Raw genomic sequence first — 23,105 nt, forward strand, 5'->3', positions numbered from 1 at the left:
ATTTCTTCATCGTCTATTAAGTATAAATCAATTAAAAAACGAAAATCATGAGAACTTTAAACAGCAATCAATTATCAAGTACATCGAAAGAAACAAAAAGTTTTACTTGGAACAACAAAAGACGTTATAGATAATAACGCATTTCATCAATCATTAAATCAAATCAATTATGAGAACTTTGTCTAAAATTGTCAATACATCTAATAGTTTAGATGATGACTTAGAAACTATTAAATTATGAATTGGATTCATCTCCCAATTAGGTTAAAATAAAAAACCAATACAATATTGTATTGGTTTTTTATTTTTTAGAAATTATTGCCAATTAGTTCTTTACAATTTTCTTTGTAAAGCTACTTGTTGCGCTACTTAGCTTAATAAAGTAAATTCCACTTTCTCGTTGAGACATATCCAATGTATGTGACAAATTTGCTTCCAGATTACCCTTGGATACTTGTTGACCAAGTGTATTGAAAATCTCGTAATTTAGATCCTCATTCAAATGATTGAGTACAATATGCAAACTATCAGTTACTGGATTCGGGTAAATACCAACTAAGTTGTTCAATCCAAACTCATTGACACTTAAAGGATTTTCAACATTAAACAATACAGATTCTAAAGAACCGAAATCACCACTAGAATTGATGATAAAATTCCCGTTCCCATCTTGAAGATTGTAGTTGCCAATACCATAACCGCAACAAATACCATCATCGGCAGAATCAGAAATTATAAACGTGTAACAATCGTCCGTTATAGGTAAAGTTATTGTTTCTTGGTAAGATGTGTTATCAGCATAAGGTAATGAAGGACCATTAGCAATAATAGAACCTGAGCTATCCAAGAGACTCCAAGCAGTCTCGTCGCCATAATCATCCGTAAGTATATTAAATACAACAGTTGATGTAGTGTATGATGGACTAACTTCAAAATTAAACACGAATGTATCATTAGAAGTATTTTCATCAGTAACACCATTAGGGTTTGATACTGAGACCGTAAAAGTATGTGCTCCTGAAGCTAAATTACCATATGTTGGTGTGGCAACAACTTCCTGTTCGCTAGATGCCAAAGATCCTGTCCAAGTCACATTAGTATTCGTTCCTCCATCAAAGGAATAAGTAACATCTGCCGAAGTAAGAGTTAAATCTCCCCTATTTATTAATGTAACTTGTGGCATAAAATCCTCGCCGCATATCTCAGTTTCACTTCCTGAACCAATGCTTACTGAGGCATCATTATCAAATGTTTCTAAAGCTGGATAGATATCTAATGTCATGGCTCCTGTATTTCCGGGGTCTAGCCATTCCCGTAATCTCGATGCTTGTGAACCTCCAAAATCCCATGCCACACCGAAACGACCATAGACATCAAATCCACCGTTATCATTAGTTCCAGAACATGCTGCACTCCCCCCTGATAACATACCAATTAAATGCCCATTTTCATTAAAAAGTCCAGAACCCGAAGATGCTGGCTCTGTAACTCCCAAATCCCAGTCTGCAATTCTCCACATCTCTGTCGTAGGATTACCATTAAATCCCGTTATAAAACGAGTTGCACCTTGATCGTCTCTACAAACTTTCTGGATATCTCCCCTAGGATGGTGTATACCAAAATTGATTTGGGGTGTTTGGGTTGTAGATCTGTTCCATCCAGCCCACACAATATCTGGATTATTATTAAAGAAACTTGCATCAGTAATTTCTACCAACTCCATATCTGATTCAGAACTTGCCGCTCTGACTATAGAGCCGCTAACTGTTTGGTTAAATGAACCATTAGTACTATTTGTAAAAGTACCACATGATGGATTAGGACTTCTCCAATTGAATCTGAATGCCCAACTCGCTTCACCACCACTACAATGGTTAGCAGTCATAAAATATGGCGTACCATCATTACTGGTATTATTAACAAGTGTTCCAGAACAAAAACCATTTCCTCCAGTTACTAGCATTCCTGCTGCTTTTTTCACTTCCTCTTTTCTTGTATTTATGTCAAAAGGGTCTGCGCCTAAGGGTGTTATATCACAATCCACATCATGGTTACAAGCACCGGAATCATTAAGTGCTTTTTGAAAGGTTTCTGCTGTGCGATAACCATGAATAATAGAACCTACTGTAATTCTGGCTTGTCCATTTACGCTAGCAGGTTGATAATACTCTATCCACGCCTTTTCGCCATTAACAAGCCAAGTACCTAAAACTTCTTCTGCGTTATTATTATGATGTGTAAATGGTCTTAAAAGATCATTCTTTTCATCATTATAAACATATAATTTAGCACCCTCAGGTATCCAGAATGCATCAAACATAAAGTTTATAGTATGAGCTCCCAATGATTCATAAGACATTCTCCAAATGCGATCGCCATTTTCTAGAGTAGTCCAAATTCCCACATCATTAAAATTATGGTCTACATAAATATCCTGTCCAAAACGCCAAGGAATGGATTTGTCTTTATCATTAATCTTATCCTCATCTTGAAGTTTTTTTAAATCAAAAGATTGAAGTTTATAAGGTTTTACTGAAGGTAAATCAGAAATATTCCAACTTGGTGGTTTAACCTCTTCAGGAATAATTTGACAAAATGCGAATGTCGTTGTTAGTAAAAACGAAAGAAGTAGTCTAAATTTCATAGCTATTAATATTTTATGCCTAAAAATAATACTATGAAATAGATTTAGAATAATAAAATTTTAAGACTTCATTAACAATAGATAAAAAGCAAATATATCGGATAAAGTGCAGTAATATGCAAGAATTAAAAACTTAATAAATCTCTTAAAGTGCTTTCGAATTTACCTTTTGCTAGATACTGGTTTTCGAGCTGCATAGCAAAGGGAATTGGAGTTTCCATGCTAGCTACACGTTTAACAGGTGCGTCTAAATATTCAAAGCATTCTTCAACGAGCATAGCAGAAATATCACTAGCAATACCGCCAAACATAGAATCTTCTTGTAAAACAATGGCTCTTCCTGTCTTTTTTACGGAATTTATTATGGTCTCCTTATCTAAAGGTTGAAGTGTCCTTAAATCAATGATATCAGCAGAAATGTCAGGATTATTATCTAAAGTTTCTAGTGCCCAATGTACGCCTGCGCCATAAGTGATAACACTTACGGAATTTCCCTCTTTTAAAACTGAAGCTTTTCCAAATGGCAAAGTGTAATAATCTGCTGGCACATCTTGGCGTATACTTCTATATAGTGCCTTGTGCTCAAAAAACAATACTGGATTCGGATCATTTATCGCTGTGGCCAGCAAGCCCTTGGCATCAAAAGGAAATGCCGGATATACTACTTTTAAACCGGGAGTTTTTGTGAACCAAGCTTCGTTTGTTTGTGAGTGAAATGGTCCTGCAGCCACACCAGCGCCACATGGCATCCGAACCACAACATCAGCATTTTGTGACCATCGATAATGGGACTTCGCTAAATAATTGACAATAGGGTTAAATCCAGAAGTGACAAAATCAGAGAATTGCATTTCTACCACTGCTTTCATACCTGCAATAGATAAGCCCATAGCAACTTCGACTATGGCAGATTCACAAATTGGTGTATTACGTACCCGCTCTTTTCCAAACTGCTCAACAAAACCCTCTGTAATTTTAAAAACACCACCATATTCGGCAATATCTTGCCCCATAATCACTAGATCTTTGTGAGTATTCATAGATTGTTTTAAGCTTTCAGAAATAGCATCAACCAAACGTAATTCTTTAACCTTTGAACTTGGTTTAATATCTTGATATTCAAAATCTTTATAAACATCATTTAATTCAATAGTTTCATTAGGGATAATATCTTCTTCAGCATAGGCTGATTCCAAAGCAGTATCAATTTCAGCTTTAATTTCAGAAACATATTGCTCATCAATCACTGGAGATAAAATCTTCTTACTAAAAAGGTAACTTCTGAAGTTCTCTATAGGATCCTTGGTTTCCCATTCGTCCATCAATTCCTTTGGAACGTATTTAGTACCACTTGCCTCCTCATGCCCTCTGCGCCTGAATGTTTTGAACTCTATTAAAATCGGTCTTGGTCGTTTTCTAATACTTTCGACCAGCTTCTTAACTTTGGTGTAGGTCTCGATAACATTATTACCGTCTAGGATAAAGGATTCCATGCCATAGCCCTTACCTCTATCCGCCAGATGCTTGCAATGGTATTGCTCATTTGTGGGTGTCGAAAGCCCATAACCATTATTCTCGATACAGAAAATCACAGGTAACTGCCAGACTGAAGCTACATTAAGTGCTTCATGAAAATCACCTTCGCTTGTACCACCTTCACCAGTAAAGACGGCGGCAACTTGACCGTTGTTTTTTAATAAATTGGCCAAGGCTATACCATCTGCAACACCGAGCTGTGGTCCTAAATGAGAAATCATACCAACAATATTGTAGTCTTGTGTACCAAAATGAAAAGAACGATCCCGACCTTTTGTAAAACCGCTTGCCTTTCCTTGCCATTGACAAAATAAACGATGCAATGGAATCTCCCTAGTAGTAAATACGCCTAGATTTCTGTGCATAGGCAAAATATATTCACTTGGCTTTAATGCCATAGTGACTCCAACAGAAATCGCTTCTTGCCCAATACCAGAAAACCATTTGGAAATTTTACCTTGTCGCAATAGGATCAACATCTTTTCCTCAATTAATCGAGGTTTAAGCATGTTGTAATAAAGTTGCAGTAGCGTCTTATCACTTAAATTGCGCTTATCGTAGTCTATGTTACTTTTAGTTATGGTAGGCATAAGTTCGTGTTTCTGTATTGATTCAAATGTAAATAAAATGCATCAATATAGTGGCATTACATCGTTATATTGTCCGTAAATGATGTTCAATTTTTTACCACTATTTTAGTTACTTTTGTATATTGACTTAAAATTAAATAAAATTCCAATGGATAGAATACCTAGCGTAGATTTAAAGGATTTTCTTTCAGAAGACCCAAATAGAAAGCAAAAGTTTATCGATGAAATAGGAAAAGCTTACCAAGATATAGGTTTTGTGGCTTTAAAAGGGCATTTCTTAGATGATGCGCTTGTAGACAATTTATACGGCGAAGTAAAAAACTTTTTTAGCCTTCCACTAGAAGTGAAAGAAAGCTATGAGATACCAGGAATCGGCGGTCAACGAGGCTATGTGTCTTTTGGCAAAGAAAGTGCAAAAGGTAAAAAGGAAGGAGATTTAAAGGAGTTTTGGCATTTTGGACAATATGTTGAGGATGATGAAGAGCGAAGAAAGGAATATCCTGAAAATGTTCAAGTCAAAGAACTCTCCCAATTTAATGAAGTTGGGAAAGAGACTTACCGAATGTTAGAAAAAACTGCCAAATATGTACTCCGTGCGTTGGCTTTACATTTGGATTTGGAAGAAACATATTTTGATGACTACATCCATAATGGAAACTCTATATTAAGACCAATCCATTATCCTCCTATCACTCAAGAACCTAAAAATGCCGTAAGAGCTGCTGCGCATGGAGATATCAATCTCATCACGCTTTTAATGGGTGCTCAAGGGCGTGGGTTACAAGTACAACGTCATGATGGTGAATGGTTAGATGCTATTGCAGAACCAGATGAATTAATGATCAATGTGGGTGACATGTTATCCAGACATACAAACAACAAATTAAAATCCACCATACATCGTGTTGTAAACCCACCGAGAGAGCTTTGGGGCACATCACGATATTCCATTCCTTTTTTTATGCATCCAATCAGTGAAATGAAATTAGATGTTTTAGAGAGTTGTATTGACGAAGACAATCCAAAACAGTTCGAAGATATTACTGCTGGTGAATTTTTGAACCAGCGCCTTGTAGAATTAGGACTAATTAAAAAATAGAATTCTGACGTAATCTCTCGGCAAATTCGTATTGCCACTGAAAATTATGACTGAAACCTAACATTATGGATTTACAAGATCAGTTAAAAAATTTATTTCCAGACCATGTATCGGGCACATCAAATGATGTCAGCGACAAGAAAAGCGATATTTGGCTTCAAGACGAGCCCATTATTTGCAAATACGAAAAGCGAAAAGGGAAACCAATAACAATACTAGAAGGTTATACAGGTGCAACGGAAGATTTTAAAAAGCTTGCCAAGGAATTAAAAACAAAACTCAGTGTAGGTGGTAGTTTTAAAGATGATAGAATTATTATACAAGGTGATTATCGTGACAAAATTATGACTATTCTTAAGAGCAAAGGGTTCAACGTAAAACGTGTAGGCGGTTAATTTTATGAAAAAAAAGAATATTCTCCACATCACTAATGGTAATGTACTAACGGATTATCTCAGAGAACTTGATTTTAAAGATGATATATTGACATGGCAAGAAATGCTATGTGAGGGACCTATAATTCCAAAAATTGATTCTGATGAATTTTTTGAAATTAGAAGTCAGTTCCTAAAGGAGTTTTATGATATTGAAGTAAATAAAAATGAGCTTCAGGATGAGCTAAAAAAACTTGACAATGCTGAAGACTATACCGAAATTAATCTTTGGTTTGAATACGATCTCTTTTGCCACATTAATCTTCTCGGTGTAATTAATTTGCTCCATCAAAAAGAAATCGACAAACCCCTTTACCTCATTTGCAGCGGACGCGTTGAAGGCGAAAAAAACCTAAAAGGTCTTGGTGAGTTATCTCCAGAACATCTTTTGAGTCACTACAAGAATAAAATATTGTTAACAGATAAAGACAAAGAATTAGCAGTGACACTTTGGAGAACCTATTGCGGCAAGGACCACAATATCCTTAAACCATATATTGTTACAAAATCCAACTTTAGATACATGAGCAATTGCCTTAAAGCACACTTAAAGCGTTTCCCTCACCAGAAAAGTGGACTAAGCGTTCTTGAAGATAATATACTTCGGATAGTAAGGGATAAGGACATAAAATCAAAGCATCATTTATTGGGATACAGCCTTAATTATCAAGGATATTATGGTTTCGGAGACACACAACATAGACGACTCATTGAGAGGCTAAGCATATTTTTTGAAGAAACGGAAACAAGCCTAAAACTCAATAGAAAAGGTCATGAGGCGCTGTTAAGACAACATAATTTTGCTTCAGAACTAAATAATAATATGATCTATGGAGGCGTTGACCGTTTAGCTTTTCAGTTCAGTGTAGAACAGAACAAACTAGTTAAAACAATATTTCATGTCAATTAAAGACTCAGAACTAATACTGAATCCAGACGGTAGCGTTTATCACCTAAATCTAAAACCAGAGGATATATCGGAGACTATCATTTTTGTTGGAGATCAAGATCGTGTTGAAAAAATAACGACACATTTCGATAGTATTGAATTCAGCACTCAAAAGCGTGAGTTTAAGACACAAACAGGTTACTACAAAGACCGAAGAATTACGGTTCTTTCTACAGGTATTGGTCCTGATAATATTGATATTGTATTAAATGAGTTAGACGCTCTCGTAAACATTGACTTAAAAACACGTAAACCTAAAACGCAGCTTACAAGCTTAAATATTATAAGAATTGGAACTTCTGGTTCACTCCAGGCAGATATTCCTGTTGATGCTTTTTTAGTAAGTACCCATGGATTGGACGTCAATGGTATGTTGCATTTTTATCAAATTAAGGGAATCAGTAATCCAGACATTGAAGATGCGTTTATTGCACATACTGGTTGGGACAAAAACAAAGCGAGACCTATTATCATTAACAATAGTAAGTATTTAGAAAAATATTTTGAAAGTGAAAAGGTTTTTATGGGTATGACTGGCACTGCAGGTGGTTTTTATGGCCCTCAAGGTCGTGTCTTGAGATTACCATTACATGACGCTAAGCTAAACGCCAAACTTGATAGTTTCAGTTATAAGGATTTCCGAATAACTAACTTTGAAATGGAAACTTCGGTTATTTATGGACTTTCAAAGTTACTAGGACATGAAGCCTTATCGCTCAATGCCATAATTGCCAATAGAGCGACAGGCGACTTCAGCAAGAATCCGAAGAAAACCGTAGAAAAGTTGATTTTATATGCCCTTGAGCGCATTGTTAACATATAATTAGACCCTTGATTTCATAGGAAGCAAATATGAAAAAAGTAAATATAGGTGGTGTTCCTGAGCACTTTAATTTAGCTTGGTACTTGACGCTAAAAAACGGTGAGTATAAAGCAGAAGACATTAATTTGAGGTGGCACGACTATCATGGTGGTACTGGAGCAATGTGCAAAGCCCTGCGCTCTGGAGAAATTGATATAGCCGTTATTCTTACAGAAGGAATTATAAAAGACATCATCGCAGGAAATCCCTCAAAAATTGTGCAGACCTTTGTTGAAACGCCATTGATTTGGGGTATTCATGTTGCAGACCATTCAAAATTCAAATCCATCGAAGATATTAAAGGTACAAGAGCTGCTATAAGTCGTTATGGTTCGGGCTCCCATTTAATGGCTTACATTAATGCAAAAAACCACAATTGGAACTTAGACACAGATCTAAACTTTGAAGTCATCAAAAACCTTAATGGTGCTATTGAAGGTCTCTCCAATGATGAAGCTGATTATTTTATGTGGGAGAAATTTACTACCAAACCCTTGGTTGATGATGGTGTTTTCAGAAGAATTGGTAATTGCCCGTCTCCATGGCCTTGCTTTGTCATTGCAGTTAGAAATGAGTTTATTGAAAATAGTGAGGATGACTTAAAGACGATACTAGATATAATCAATCAAACTACTTCAGAATTTAAATCTATTCCAAGTATTGATAGAACCATTGCCAATCGCTATGAACAAGAGTTAGGGGACGTACAAGAATGGCTTTCTCTTACCGAATGGTCTCAAGATATAATTGATGAAAAAACCATAAATAATGTGCAAGACCAACTTCTTAGTTTGGATATTATCCCTAAGAAAGTTGATTATTCCGAGTTAACTCACAAACTTTAAGAGTCTTATAGATTTTGATCTTTAATTGAGTATAACTCAACTTCAATTGTTATTTTAATACCAATCGACTTTAAGCTATAATAGCGTAAAGTCTTACAGTTTGTAGTTGAATAATTTCGGTATGTGGAAAATTTAATTAACTTTGTTTATACAGCTTGCTATTCATCACAGAAACCAATATGATTTTAAACATTGTTCTGATTTTATCTTTTTTAGTAGCGCTCAATTTTTTATTACTGATATTTAGCTGTAATAAAAACACAAAAAGGGTCGATGATATAAAGCCACCCGTTATACGTGAAAGTAAGCCAGTAGCAACAGCTACTTTAGCTCCCAATCAATTGAATAAACGCCAACTTGCGCCAACAGGGAGTTAGTTTTACTAAAATGCTTATTGCCAAACCAATATCCTCTATTAGCACTTAATGGAGATGGATGACCTGTTTCTAAAATAAAATGTTGCGCAGTATTTATTAATTTCTTTTTCTTTTTAGCGAAACCACCCCAAAGTAAAAAGACTATGTTTTGTTTTTGCTGATTAATAAGTTGTATTACTGCATCAGTGAATAGTTCCCAGCCTTTATTCTGATGACTACCAGCTTGATGTGCTCTTACAGTCAAAGTAGCATTTAACAACAATACACCTTGATCTGCCCAAGGTATTAGGTTTCCGCTAGTTGGATAAGGAATTTCTAAGTCTTGTTCAATCTCTTTGAAGATATTAATTAAAGATGGAGGATGTGCAATGCCATCATTAACAGAAAAACAAAGCCCATTGGCCTGATCGACACCATGATAGGGATCTTGACCAATAATAACGACCTTTACATCATCAAAAGAGCAATGGTTAAAAGCATTGAAAATTTGTGAACCTTTTGGAAAACATTTATGAGTTCTATATTCTAATTTTACAAATTCTGCCAAACCCTTAAAATAAGACTTCTCGAATTCTGGTTGTAGATATGGTTTCCAACTGTCGTGTATGTCAACATTCATGAACAATAAAGTTTATTCAAAAATAAGGATTACAATGCTAAAAATACACGTTAGGCATATCGTAACATTTAAACTAAATTTGCAACTTTAAAACGAACTTCAGTCCATGATACGGATTCACGAAAAAACCCTTAAAGATCTTGAATTCTTTACGGTTTTAGAACAAATAAGTGAACATACCATTACAGCTTTAGGAAAGAAAGCCGTTTTGACTGTACTTCCTATTGAGGTAGAAACTCAACTTATTCGTGAATTGGATTATGTGCATGAATACTTATCGTCTTTTGATAATGATAACCGTATTCCAAATCATGGTTTCGAACCTATATCCAAAGAATTAAAACTTCTAAAGATTGAAAACACCTATCTAGAAGTTCAAAGTCTACAGAAACTCATTAGTATATCTCTAACAGCCAATAGTATTGTAAAATTCCTCGAGAAATTTAAGGACTACTACTCCAAGCTTCAGCAATACAGTCAGCATATCGAAATAACAACCTCAATAATAGAACAGGTAGATGCTGTTGTCGATCGGTTTGGTGATATTAAGGATGATGCATCTCCAGAACTGGCAGTACTTAGGCGTGACATCAATAAATTAAAAGGAAAGATTAACAGTAGTTTTTCCTCAGCGCTTACGAGGTATCACGGCTTGGATTATTTAGATGACATCAGAGAGTCTGTTGTTGACAATCGACGTGTTTTGGCTGTTAAGGCCATGTATCGCAGAAAGGTCAAAGGCGCTATAATGGGTGGCAGTAAGACTGGAAGTATCGTTTATATAGAACCTGAAACTACACTACAGCATACACGTGAGCTTAATAATTTAGAATACGAGGAAAAGGAAGAGGTCATTAAAATTCTAAAAGAGTTAACAGATTATATCCGACTTTTTCTTCCGCTTTTAAATGATTATCAAGGGTTTCTGACTAGGATTGATATTATTTCTGCTAAGGCAAAATATGCTAAAAGCATGAATGCCATTTTACCAGAAATTACTGATGATAGGAGTATGTACCTAAGAGATGCTTACCATCCACTCCTCTATTTAACTAATAAGGAAAAAGGTGAAAAAACCTGTCCTCAAACTATTGGATTAAACAAAGACAATAGAATAATTGTTATTTCCGGGCCAAATGCTGGTGGTAAGAGTATTACCTTAAAAACTGTTGGGCTCTTGCAGGTTATGTTACAAAGCGGCATGCTGATTCCAGTCCATGAAAGAAGCACAGTGTGCTTGTTTGACAGAATCGTCACCGATATTGGAGACAATCAGTCTATTGAAAACCACTTAAGTACCTACAGTTACCGCTTAAAACAGATGAATTATTTTCTGAAAAAGGTCAACAACAAGACCTTATTCTTAATCGATGAATTTGGAACTGGTAGTGATCCAGAGCTAGGCGGTGCATTGGCAGAAACATTCTTGGAAGTGTTTTATGATAGAAAAGCATTCGGAATCATTACAACCCACTACTCCAATCTGAAACTATTAGCTAATGAGTTACCTCATATGCAAAATGCCAATATGTTGTTTAACGAGCGTAGCTTAGAACCCATGTATAAATTAGTTACAGGCCAAGCTGGTAGTTCCTTTACATTCGAAGTGGCACAAAAAAATGGTATTCCATACAGTCTAATAAACAAATCTAAAAAGAAGATTGAACGTGGTAAGGTAAGATTTGATGCTACTATAGCAAAATTGCAAAAGCAAAGAAGTAGACTGGAAAAAACGGAACAGTCCCTTAAGGCCAACGAAAAAAAGAAGCTTACAGAAGCAGAGAAACTCGAAGAAACTAACGCTAAGATTCAAAAGAAGTTGGAAAGCTATCAAGAATTATACGATAGTAACCAACGCTTAATATACTTAGGCCAGAAAGTGAATGACTTAGCAGAAAAATTTCAGAATAATAAGAAAAAACGCGAGTTAATGGCCGAGCTTTTCCGTTTAGTGCAAATTGAAAATTCTAAACGTAAAAAATTATCAGCGAAGCAGCAAAAAGCTGAGAAAGCTAAAGAAAAGCAGATACAGCAAGAAGCTGAGAAAAAGGTTGCAGTAATTCGTAAAAAGAAAAAAGAAGCCAAGCAAAAAGAAGTTGTTATTGAGAAACCCAAACCTATCCTAAAAGTTGGTGATCGCGTGCGCATGCATGATGGTAGAGCCATTGGTAGTATTGATAGAATTGAAAAAGGAAAAGCGACGGTTAACTATGGCATGTTTACCACCAATGCTAACTTAGACCTCCTCGAGCTTGTAGAAGCTAAAAAGTAAATTGAACTTTTATCATTAAATTAGTGCTGCCTAACCACTAAGAAAATGAATCAGTTTTTACGTCTTTCATTATTTATTATTTGTACAGTCTACTGCGCGCAAGCTCAAAATAAAGAGAAAATTGTATCTCTTTTAAAAAAGCTTGAAACTTCCAAACTAGACACCTTAAGAGTCACCTATCTTGACCAGCTCTGGGGATTGACAGCATATAGTGATCCTCCTGATGCCATAAAATATGCAAAAGACGCCATAGAGGTTTCAAAAAAAATTGGATTTGCAAAAGGTGAAGCGAGAGCCTATCAAAGATTGGGTATTGCATATTCTAATACTTCAGATTATAAGAACTCAAACAAAGCCTATAAAAAAGCTTTAAAATTTTACAAGACAAATAGTGACGATTATAGAATAGGCTTAATGTACTATAACCTGGCTATTAATTTTAAAGATGAATCACAATATGATAGTACATTATATTATAACAATATTGCAGAAAGTCACTTTAAGACAGCAAACGATTCTTTGCAACTAGCAAATACTACAGGGCTCAGAGGCAGTGTTTACTTTGAAAAAGGACAACTCTTATTAGCACTTCAATATACATTGAGGGAAGCAGAAATGTTTAAGGAATTAAAAGACACGTTAAGATATACAGATGCTATAAGAACACTTGCAAGTATACAACACTATAAAGGAGATTTTAAACAAGCCATCAAGAATTTTCATGAATGTATTAGTCTTTACAAAAAATATAATGATAACTATTTTTTATCCATTGCATACAGAGATTTAGGTGTAGCATATTTAAAATCTAAGCCTGTGGTCGCAGATAGTGCAAGTTTTTATTTTAACCAAGCCATAAAAATTGCTAATAAAAACTCTATGGATTATCAAGAAGCTGCGGCTTTGGCTTTTTTAGGGGAATTACATATTAAACAAGATAAATTTAAAGAAGCCGAAAGGGTACTCTTAAAGAGTAGAAGCATTTCTCAACAAATTAATAATAATCTAAGTGAATCGTCAGCTCTATTAGACCTAGCATTGATATACCGAAAACAAGGTAAATTAAACAAAGCACTGAGATTTGCAAATGATGGATTACGATTAGCTTCTGACAAAGAGCTTTATGATAATATAAATAGCGGTTATCGCAATTTGTATGAAATCTATAAAGCAAAATCTGATACTAAGAATGCGTTATTCTACTTTGAAAAGTTCAAACAATCCGGTGATAGTTTATATAACATTAAACAAAGTAATACTATAAATGAGCTTCAAATTATTCATGAGACAGAAAAAAAAGAAGCTGAACTCGCTTTGCAAGATGAAGAGATAGAAACCCTGAATAAAGAAGTTGAGATAAGCAACTTAAAAAATATCCTTTATAGTGTTGGAATGGTTGCTTTTATAGTTATTGCCGCTCTTACTTATTTCTTATTTAAACAACGCATAAAAAAACGTCGCATAGCTCACGAAAAGGAAACCGAAATCTACAAGCAAAAGATAGACTTTAAACAGCGCGAGTTGGTGTCACAAACGCTGCACTTAGTCCAAAAGAAGACCTTTATGCAAGAAATTCAGGATAGTTTAGAACGTATAAAACAAGATCCTAAACTTTTCAATACCGAATCCAAAAGACTCATTGCATTGCTTAAACGCGAAAACGCAACGGATAGGGATTGGGAAACATTTAAATCCTACTTTGCCGAAGTTCACAGTGATTTTGACCTTAAACTAAAAAGGATCACCTCAGAAATAACGGACAAAGAGATTAGACTGGCTGCATTCTTACGAATGAACCTTTCTACTAAAGAGATTGCTGCGATGCTCAATGTGTTACCAGATAGCGTGAAAAAATCGAAATACAGACTTAAAAACAAACTCGCTTTGGGCAAGGAAGCCGATTTAACGCAATTTTTAAATACATTATAAGCCTAAGACTTATCTTTGTATTGTGGTAGACATTATCCCAAATGATAAGCAATTAATACTGTTTGACGGCGTTTGCAATCTCTGCAATAGTAGCGTGCTTTATGTAATAAAACGCGATAAAAAGAATCTGTTTTTATTTGCGCCTTTACAAAGCGATATTGGCAAGACAATAATTAATGAATTCAATATAGATACTGTACAGACAGACTCTATTATTCTTTATAAGGCTAAAGAACGAAGAATTTATCATAAATCCTCAGCAGCTTTGCATATTGCTAAAAGGCTAAATTTTCCTTCCAACCTAATGACCGTCTTTTTCATTGTTCCAGTCTTCATAAGAAATTGGGTTTACAACTATGTTGCCAAAAACCGTTATAAATGGTATGGAAAAAAAGATGCGTGTATGATACCTACTCCAGAGTTAAAATCTAAATTCCTTGAATAAAAAAAGCCTTTTAGCATCCATTCTAAAAGGCTTTTCTAAATTAACAACTTACTTAAAACTAATTTAATCTAAACAAAATCGAAATTCGCTTTTGAGGGAAAATAACGAATTTGTTAATAGCACATAATTTTGTTTATTCAAAAATAGAACATCCTCTAGGTCAGAATAAAAAAACTCGATATAAGACCATTTATAATTGTTTAAAAAGTTAAAAGTGCAGATAATATCCATGAGGTGCATAAGAATACATGGCGCCTACTAACCCAAAAACATAGTTTACTTAACCCACAGTTTATTTTACTCATTCTTGGTTTAGCATCCTATCGATTCGCAATAGTTTTGGTTTAAACTAAACATAACCGTTATGAAAACGCTATCTCAATTTCTGATTACTTTATGCTTTGTGACAATTGTCAGTGCCCAAAAATCAAGTAAAATCACCAATGTAACCGTCTATCTTGATGGTGCAGAAATCAATCGTATGGCAAACATTGATCTTAAGTCTGGTACGACTGAATTTATATTCAATGGCTTATCACCACATATTGAAGAAAGTAGCATCCAAATTTCTGGATTAAAAGATGCCACAATTCTATCAATAAATTACGGTATCAATTATTTGTCCAAGCAGAAACAAACAGATTCCATCACCAATCTAAGGCAGCAATTAAAATCATTAGACGACAGCATTCAAACCGAATATGATTTGGTTTCTGGATACAACGAAGAAATAGATCTTATTAAAAGCAACAAACGTTTAAGCAATGAAAATGAAGTCGTTAATCTAGAAGAACTTAAAAACTTTGCTAAATACTATAGAGAACGGATCACCCAATTGAAAATTTCTATTCATGAGTCCAATAAAAAGGTCGAAACCTTTGAAGAGCAGCAAAATGACATTAAAAAACAACTCTCTGAATTTAATGTTGATAAAAAAGTTCAGACTGGTGAAATAAAGTTGAAGCTCAATACGAAAAAGGCTGAGTCACTAGATTTAAAAATCACTTATAATATTAAAAATGCAGGTTGGTTTCCTATTTATGATCTTAAAGCAGAACAAATAAACAGCCCTATAAATTTAGAATATAAAGCGCATATATTTCAAAATTCTGGTTGCGATTGGAACGATGTAAAACTCACACTGTCCACAAGTGATCCGAATACTAATAATGAAAAGCCAATTGTTAATCCTAAGTATTTAAATTTTATAAGTGCTTATAGCAATTATCAATCACAGCGTGCTACAAGAAACTATAACTACAAATACAATCCACTGGTTAAGACCGTAAAAGGTGTTGTAACATCTGCTTCTGATGGTCTTCCATTACCTGGTGTGAATATTATTGAAAAAGGAACATCTAATGGCACTACAACGGACTTCGATGGAAAATATGCGCTTAAAACCAATGGTGAGAAATATCTAACCTACTCGTATGTAGGCTTTGAAACCGAGACTTTGCCAGTACATTCTAGTATTATGAATATAGCAATGAATGAGAATATGGTAGCACTTGATGAAATTGTGGTCGTGGGATATGGTACTTCTTCAGGAAATTCGTCTTATGCAGTATCTTCAGTAAGCTCTGAAGATATTGTTAGTAGTTTATATGGTAAAGCAGCAGGTGTGACCATTAGAGGAGCCAGGTCTTTGAAAAGCAAAAGTAACATCCTATATATTGTAGATGGTATTCCGGTAAAAGCAAATGCAGCAAGCAAAATTAATCCAGATAGCATAGAATCCATAGAGGTTTTGAAAGATAGCCAGGCTACAGCACTTTATGGCAATCGAGCTGCCAATGGTGTCATAATTATCAATACAGGAAACTCCACTCAAAGAAGAGTTAATGATTTAGGAGTTGTAGTGGAAACAGGCATCACCAATACACGTTTTGAAATCGATAAAGCCTATTCCATTCCGTCCGATGGTGATGTTACCGTAATTGAAATTGATAAATTTAGTGTGCCAGCCCAATACGATTACTTTGCCGCACCAGTTCTAAACGAAAACGTCTTTTTAACAGCCAAAATTGGAAATTGGGAACAATACAACCTACTACCAGCGGAAGCTAATGTTTATTTTGAGGGTAGTTATTCTGGTAAAACCAACATAAATCCTGGAGCGACAACAGATAGCTTAACCATTTCACTAGGTGTTGATCCAAATATTGTGGTCAAGAGAACGCAGCGCAAGGACTATAAGAAGACAACATTAATTGGCAACAATAAAGTGGTCTATAAAGGCTTTGAAATAGAGGTTAGAAACAATAAGCTAGCCAATGCACAACTAACTTTAGTAGATCGAATTCCAATCGCCCAAAATAGAGATATTAGATTAGATGATATCGAAACTGGAACATCCAGCTACGATAAGGATAAGGGCATATTAAAATGGCAATTCAACCTAAAGCCAGGTGAAATAGAAAAAGTGGAGCATTCCTACTCCATAAAGTACCCTAGAGGAAAACGTGTTAATCTTTAATCAAATGAAATCATTATTTATTTAAAGAACAACACCATATAAAAACGTTTGTCATTCTGAATTTATTCAAGAATCTGAAATAAATTCAAAATGACATTCAAGATTATCACAGGTAATGGTTTTAGAGCAAGTTGGTCTTATAAACCTCAAAGCAAGATGCTTTTAGTCCGACCCTAACTTCAGTTAGTTGGGAACGAATCGGATTCTAAAATGAAGCAAGTCTAACTTTATTTTAGTATTGTTGAAAGATGATAAGCAGAAACATTTAGCTTTGAGGTTTTGTTTTTCTCATGCTTCTAAAAATGTCTGGTCGTTTGTAGTCGAAACAATAAGCAGTTCATAAATCTAGACCTCTCGACTGCGCTCGAGGTGACAGCATAATATTTAGATAGTGCTTGATCTACTTCAAGCTCTTTAGAATGAAGTCCAAATTAGGATTGGTATTATCATTATCGACATAAGCGTCCGTATAATATTTTGGTATAACAGCCAATCCCAAATCAATAAGTTTATTCATAGTAGGTATATATTCCTGACTTACTTTACCAGTTAACAATACACCAAGATCATTTCCTGATTTTGCATATTTATAAATGTTTCTTATACCTCTTAAATACAAATGATCTTTAGTAAAACCACCACCGCGATGTACACGCAATGTTATAACAAATGCCTTATCTCTGTTGAGTTTATGCTGATTATGCAATAAATGAAAAGTATCAGAAAAACTATAGCCTTTATTTAAACTATCCACGGCAATTACTCTAAACGCTAATTCCTTTAATCGCTCTATGGTTAAGCAACCGCTCATGAATTCAGAATACACAGCCAAACCTTCTTGCGTTTCCACATTATTTGGAAAGCCATTTGAAAATACTTTCAGTGGCTGCTCCAATCCATTGAATGTCGTCACCATATGCACACCGATTTCGTGGTTAGATAATACCTTTAACTGATTTAAACTGTACTTATGACTTTTTCTTAACACTAAGGTCTGTGTATTATTCAGTACCATAGCTGCCGCAGAAAGGTTATTAGATATCTTTATATTGTATTTAAAATCGTAGCGTTTGGAAAATTCTTCAAAATAGTCCTTTGCTTCTGCTGAATTATACATGGGAAGCATTTCTTCATTAAATTCAGAATTGTCAAAACGAAGAATAAACTTAGCATTCTCAATATCCTTTTCGGTAGGTGTTCCGAAACTTTTCAGGCTGTTGAAATAGAACTTCCTACCTTGACCAATAGTTTCTATGCACTCAATTAAACCCGAATATTCGTAAATGATATCTTCATACAATTGTCTAATATCATCATCTTCTATGCGTTCTAAACGTTGTGAAAAAAATAAACGATGCAATTTATAGCCGTTGAATCTCACCTTTCGGTATTTAAATTCTGGCTCATAATTGTACTTTGAGGCGTAGAATTTCTTCTTCTCTGAAGCTATGTTAAGGGGATTGATATAATTGAGTAATTCAATATTCTTGACTAATCGATTAAGATTGGCATCGATATCAAATAAATCTTGATACTCTTGTGTTGTTTTAATTTGGGACATTACGCTTTAAACCTATTATAAAATTCGATGGCATGTTTAGGCAAAAGCGTTTTCAATTGTTTCTCTACGGCAGTCACCACTTCCGGGTAGTTTATCTGCTTGTATTCATCACAGTAGACTTTTGCAATTTCAGTTGCCAAAACTAAGGTATTCTTAAAGTTTTTGGTAATGTATTTTAAAAAATATCCATTGCCCTGAAAAGTATCATTGATTTTAGCCGTTTTCTTAATATCATTAGGCAATTCAATACTAGCCAAAGTTTGTCGCCAAGATTCCACTTGGTCGCCAAAACGATCATTGTCTATATTAGACGTTCCTAAATTCCAAGTTGGCACTTCCCTATCCCAACGCTGCCAGTTATAGCTATGCATATCATATACAATGCCGACTTCAAACTTTTCCTCAAGTTTTGAAATTAGCGCATGTACTACTTTATAAAAATTGGTGTGCTTTTGTAAACTCTTCTCTTTTTCTGATTCTGATAGTGGATTCTTCCAAAGCTCCTTTCCCCAGGCCGTATCAAAAACGGCATTGTCAGGATCCCGATTCAGGTCGTATTCAAATCGAGAATCGCATCCTGCGATTAAGATTGGGTGAGATATCACCATAGTCTTGGTTTCAGGATCTTCCTCGTACCATCTGTCGTATTCAGAATGTAAGCAATTATCCCAAAGATTTTTTCTAAACTGATGACCATTATGTACAGCAGCACATGCATAATGCACGTACTTATCTATCTTAAGTGTAAATGAATAATCATCGGAAACCGCATGAAAGGTCTCCTCGTTTTGAATCCTAGTTATTATCTGATCAACGCTTAGTCTTTGCATTATAATGTTTTAAATAAACGTTCTAGGGATTTAAGCATATTTCGCTCATTGATATTGAATTCGCCATCAGAAAAGAACAAGATCTTAATATCTGCCATTAGAATTTCAACATCGTCTTTATCATAATTATGCTGTCGTAAACTCGTCATGATTTTTTGTATGCCTTGATAATCGTTATCATTATCAAATTCATCATGGATTTCTTGAAAGGTATCCATATCTACCTTAGAAATAATCACATTACGCTCTTTGTTATCTTCCTTAAAATCTGAATTAGCTGCAAACAACAAAATGTAGGCTACAAGCTCATCTCTTGTCCAGTCGATTGTTTTCATCTGTTTAAATAAGTTATTTGGGCATTTATATTATGCTGTTAGAGTTCCATATTCGGTCCATGATCCGTCATAGACTACAAGATTATTATAACCACATTGCGTTGCGGCCAATGCCAAAATACATGCTGTAATGCCAGAACCACAACTAAATACTAATATACGTTCTTCTTCTACTAAGTTATTAAAGATTTCTGAAAGTTCTTCTTTTGATTTCAATTTGTAGCCATTAAAGAGTTCTGTATATGGCAAGTTTTTGGAATTTGGAATCGTTCCTCGTCGCAATCCATCTCTTGGTTCATCCACCAAGCATTTAAATCTAGCTTCGGATCTTGCATCCAGAATTAAGGTATTAGTGTCTTGAGAGAATACATTAACTCCTTTAAAATCTGTCATTAAGCCAGGAGAATAATAGGCTTCAAAATTGCCTTTAAGGTTAATCTCGTTAGCATAATAATCCATATTAAATCCATTGGCTTTCCATTCAGGCAAGCCACCATCTAAAACAGCGACATTGTCAAATCCAAATACTTTAAACAACCACCAAGCTCTAGCACTAGAATAAACACCTTTATCATCATAAACAACAATGATAGCATTATTATTTACGCCAAGTTTCCGTGCTTCTGTTTGAAATTGATCAGAACTTGGTAATTTACTCGGAAACGTAGCCTTAATATCACTAAAGTTCTTCTTAATATCGAAAAATCTGGCACTTGGTATTCTTTCAGTAGAACTGTCTACAACCTTATTAATGGTCGCATCCAGAACGACTAATTCCTTAGCGCTAATATGAGATTTGAGCCACTGAACTGTGACTAAAGGTGTTTGAAAATCACTAATGGTTGACATGAGATTTAACTAAGCTTCTTCAACAGTCTTTCGTAATCTTGTACGTCTATCAAAAGCTTGTAGTTTATCTAGAACCTTGCTTTCCAAAAAGTCAATGACTTTTTCTTCGACCTTGTGCTTATTCTTGTAAACCTTATTGATATAGGTAATACCACCTGGAGACATGACATTGACCTCTACCAATTTTCCGCCAATAACGTCGATACCAACGAAATAGAGGCCATCCTTAACCAATTTTGGTCCTATCTGCTTACAAAGAGCCTTTTCAGCCTTAGTTAAAGAATGCTTTTGAACACTTCCACCAGCAGATACATTAGAACGATGATCGTCTGAACCAGGAACACGTTTCATAGCGCCAACGGGCTCTCCATTTAATAGTAATATTCTAACATCACCTTGATCCGCACCTTCTATATAATCTTGAAGAATAACGTAGTTAGACTCACCATCACCAGAAGAAATATAAAAGTCTAGTAGTGAATTAATATTATTCATGGCAGACTTTTCAATAAGAATCACACCAGAACCTCCAAAACCATTTAAAGGTTTCAATATCATTTTATCAGACTTGGATTCCTTGATCTGCTTTATCAGATAGTTCTTATTTTTGGAAACATGTGTATTTGGTATAATATTGCTGTGCGCATCACCAAATGCTGCTGTATAGAGTTTGTTATTTGCCTCCCTCATACCTTGCAGAGAATTCACGATAAAGACGTCATCTTTAACAGAATCCAGAAAATTAAGCATTATCGGATCCAATGGTGGATTGGCCCTAAAGAAAATAGCATCGAAACCTGCCAAAGGCAGCATTTCTTCCCTCAATTTCGCCTTATTATAAAAAGACTTTAGGGTCGACGGTACTTTATCCATCCTATTAACGACATTACAAAACGCATTAGTAACACTGTCTCTTATCGTAAGATTTGCAGGTGTGCACATAGCGACACCATGGCCTCGCTTAACACATTCCTTTATTAAGGCTAGGCTTGTATCATTCTCTGGGTCAATATTCTCCCAAGGATACATAATGAAGCAAATATTCATTGCGTTATTTATTTTGGTTGATTCTCTATCTCTATAAAGTTAATGAGTTTTACTGAAGATGAAAAAATTATTTCACTTCCTCGTAATGATCATCCCATTCTTTAGGTCTAGGATCATCATGAAGTTTGTTCAATGATTTGGCGACCATCATAGATACCGTTGCATCGCCCGTAACATTAACAACCGTTCTGCACATGTCCAATGGTCTATCTACTGCAAAAATTAAGGCTAGTCCTATTGGCAACAACTCCGCTGGAAACCCAATAGATTCCAAGACAATGACTAACATAACCATCCCTGCACTAGGAACTGCCGCACTACCAATAGAGGCTAAAAGTGCGGTTAAAACTATGATTAATTGATTTGTAAATGTTAAGCCATCTGGCCAGATCACTTGCATGATAAACACAGCTGCAATACCTTGATATAAACTGGTTCCATCCATATTTACTGTGGCTCCAACGGGCAATACAAAACCAGAAACTTCCTTATCCACTCCTAAATGTTCTTCAACACGTTCCATAGTGACAGGCAAGGTTGCTGCGCTACTACTCGTTGAGAATGCTAATAACTGTGCAGGACTTATTTTATTTAAGAACCACATTGGTGATTTTTTCACAAAGACCTTAATTAGGATTAAATAGAATCCAATCATTAGTAGTAAGCCACCAACAACACACAAGGCATACTGCAACAATTTGAGTAAAATTTCAGTATCGTCAAAAGCAATAATTACATTCGCCATTAAAGCAAATACCGCATAAGGTGCAAATAACATAATGAGATCTACCATTTTCATAACAACTTCATTAAGCGAATCGAAAATATCTATCATGGGTTTGGCTTTCTTTTCACCAATTAGCAATAAGCAAATACCAACAAAAAGAGCAAAAAATATAATCTGAAGCATTTTAGCTTCTCCCATGGCTTGAAAAATATTACTTGGAAATATGTCTACTAAAGCCTGCAAAGGACCTGCATCTTGCTGTGCACTTGCCTTGGCTAATTTATCCGTGACTCCAGCATCATTTTCATATTTTATTTTAATCTTTTCTATAGTATCCTGAGGCATTCCTGTTCCAGGCTTTACCAGATTTACTATTGATAAACCAATGATTATAGCTACAAGTGTTGTACCTACATAAATGGCAATAGTCCGCAATCCCATATCCCGAATTTTAGAAATATCCTTTAAATCGGATATGCCCTTAATCAAAGAGGCCAAGATCAATGGCACTGCTATCAATTTTAAAAGATTTATAAATATGGTTCCAAAAGGAGCAATCCAATCCGTTACAAACTGCTGACCACTAACTGAATTCATAATGAATCCAAAGATGATACCCAATACCATTCCTATAATAATCTTCCAATGTAATGCGAGTTTTTTCATATGTTATTTC

General features: G+C 35.0%; 18 protein-coding genes. 9 read left to right on the forward strand and 9 right to left on the reverse strand.

Features of this window, described 5'->3' with window-relative positions; genetic code table 11:
• Positions 1–325 precede the first annotated feature (325 nt).
• Entirely contained in the window at positions 326–2,644 is a 2,319-nt protein-coding gene (locus H7F21_RS08535; protein WP_185788848.1) for a T9SS type A sorting domain-containing protein, read from the reverse strand.
• Positions 2,645–2,769: 125 nt separating this feature from the next.
• Positions 2,770–4,770 (reverse strand): alpha-ketoacid dehydrogenase subunit alpha/beta, encoded by a 2,001-nt coding sequence (locus H7F21_RS08540; RefSeq protein ID WP_185788849.1) that lies wholly within the window; start codon positions 4,768–4,770, stop codon positions 2,770–2,772.
• A gap of 148 nt (positions 4,771–4,918) precedes the next feature.
• Here H7F21_RS08540 and H7F21_RS08545 point away from each other — a divergent pair, with 148 nt between their 5' ends.
• From H7F21_RS08545 to H7F21_RS08565, 5 genes are all read left to right on the forward strand, one after another.
• Entirely contained in the window at positions 4,919–5,869 is a 951-nt protein-coding gene (locus H7F21_RS08545; protein ID WP_185788850.1) for an isopenicillin N synthase family dioxygenase, read from the forward strand.
• 65 nt (positions 5,870–5,934) lie between these two features.
• Positions 5,935–6,264 (forward strand): translation initiation factor, encoded by a 330-nt coding sequence (locus H7F21_RS08550; protein ID WP_185788851.1) that lies wholly within the window; start codon positions 5,935–5,937, stop codon positions 6,262–6,264.
• A gap of 4 nt (positions 6,265–6,268) precedes the next feature.
• Positions 6,269–7,213 carry a DUF1835 domain-containing protein gene (locus tag H7F21_RS08555; RefSeq protein ID WP_185788852.1) on the forward strand — a complete coding sequence of 315 codons (945 nt, stop codon included), beginning with the start codon at positions 6,269–6,271 and terminating at the stop codon, positions 7,211–7,213.
• Complete coding sequence (locus H7F21_RS08560) at positions 7,203–8,075, forward strand: nucleoside phosphorylase (RefSeq protein WP_185788853.1); 873 nt, start codon at positions 7,203–7,205, stop codon at positions 8,073–8,075. The genes H7F21_RS08555 and H7F21_RS08560 overlap by 11 nt, the downstream gene beginning before the upstream one ends.
• Positions 8,076–8,104: 29 nt before the next feature.
• Entirely contained in the window at positions 8,105–8,959 is an 855-nt protein-coding gene (locus tag H7F21_RS08565) for a substrate-binding domain-containing protein (RefSeq protein WP_185788854.1), read from the forward strand.
• Positions 8,960–9,280: 321 nt separating this feature from the next.
• On the opposite strand, the gene H7F21_RS08570 is transcribed toward H7F21_RS08565, so the two are convergent.
• Positions 9,281–9,955, reverse strand: a complete 675-nt coding sequence (locus H7F21_RS08570) for a uracil-DNA glycosylase (protein WP_185788855.1) — start codon at positions 9,953–9,955, stop codon at positions 9,281–9,283.
• A 106-nt stretch (positions 9,956–10,061) separates the two neighbouring features.
• Between H7F21_RS08570 and H7F21_RS08575 the strand changes: the two genes are divergently transcribed.
• From H7F21_RS08575 to H7F21_RS08590, 4 genes are all read left to right on the forward strand, one after another.
• On the forward strand, positions 10,062–12,227 hold the full coding sequence (locus H7F21_RS08575; RefSeq protein ID WP_185788856.1) for an endonuclease MutS2: 2,166 nt from the start codon (positions 10,062–10,064) through the stop codon (positions 12,225–12,227).
• 45 nt (positions 12,228–12,272) lie between these two features.
• Entirely contained in the window at positions 12,273–14,156 is a 1,884-nt protein-coding gene (locus tag H7F21_RS08580) for a tetratricopeptide repeat protein (RefSeq protein ID WP_185788857.1), read from the forward strand.
• Positions 14,157–14,178: 22 nt separating this feature from the next.
• Positions 14,179–14,601: a thiol-disulfide oxidoreductase DCC family protein gene (locus H7F21_RS08585; protein WP_185788858.1), complete on the forward strand. Its 423-nt coding sequence runs from the start codon at positions 14,179–14,181 to the stop codon at positions 14,599–14,601.
• A 364-nt stretch (positions 14,602–14,965) separates the two neighbouring features.
• The gene (locus tag H7F21_RS08590) at positions 14,966–17,080 is read left to right on the forward strand and encodes a DUF4139 domain-containing protein (RefSeq protein WP_185788859.1); all 2,115 of its coding nucleotides are present in this window, start codon (positions 14,966–14,968) and stop codon (positions 17,078–17,080) included.
• Between the two features lie 400 nt (positions 17,081–17,480).
• On the opposite strand, the gene H7F21_RS08595 is transcribed toward H7F21_RS08590, so the two are convergent.
• From H7F21_RS08595 to H7F21_RS08620, 6 genes are all read right to left on the reverse strand, one after another.
• On the reverse strand, positions 17,481–18,641 hold the full coding sequence (locus H7F21_RS08595) for a peptidase MATCAP family protein (protein ID WP_185788860.1): 1,161 nt from the start codon (positions 18,639–18,641) through the stop codon (positions 17,481–17,483).
• A complete protein-coding gene (locus H7F21_RS08600; protein ID WP_185788861.1) occupies positions 18,641–19,471 on the reverse strand; it encodes an N-formylglutamate amidohydrolase in 831 nt (276 codons plus the stop codon). Before H7F21_RS08600 ends, H7F21_RS08595 begins: the two co-directional genes overlap by 1 nt.
• Positions 19,471–19,806, reverse strand: a complete 336-nt coding sequence (locus H7F21_RS08605; RefSeq protein WP_185788862.1) for a hypothetical protein — start codon at positions 19,804–19,806, stop codon at positions 19,471–19,473. The genes H7F21_RS08600 and H7F21_RS08605 overlap by 1 nt, the downstream gene beginning before the upstream one ends.
• Positions 19,807–19,836: 30 nt before the next feature.
• The gene (locus tag H7F21_RS08610) at positions 19,837–20,655 is read right to left on the reverse strand and encodes a sulfurtransferase (protein WP_185788863.1); all 819 of its coding nucleotides are present in this window, start codon (positions 20,653–20,655) and stop codon (positions 19,837–19,839) included.
• Between the two features lie 9 nt (positions 20,656–20,664).
• A complete protein-coding gene (gene gshB / locus H7F21_RS08615) occupies positions 20,665–21,702 on the reverse strand; it encodes a glutathione synthase (RefSeq protein ID WP_185788864.1) in 1,038 nt (345 codons plus the stop codon).
• Positions 21,703–21,769: 67 nt separating this feature from the next.
• Positions 21,770–23,095 (reverse strand): dicarboxylate/amino acid:cation symporter, encoded by a 1,326-nt coding sequence (locus H7F21_RS08620; protein ID WP_185788865.1) that lies wholly within the window; start codon positions 23,093–23,095, stop codon positions 21,770–21,772.
• Positions 23,096–23,105 lie beyond the last annotated feature (10 nt).

The sequence above is a fragment of the Winogradskyella flava genome, assembly GCF_014243395.1.
Classification (GTDB): Bacteria; Bacteroidota; Bacteroidia; order Flavobacteriales; family Flavobacteriaceae; genus Winogradskyella; species Winogradskyella flava.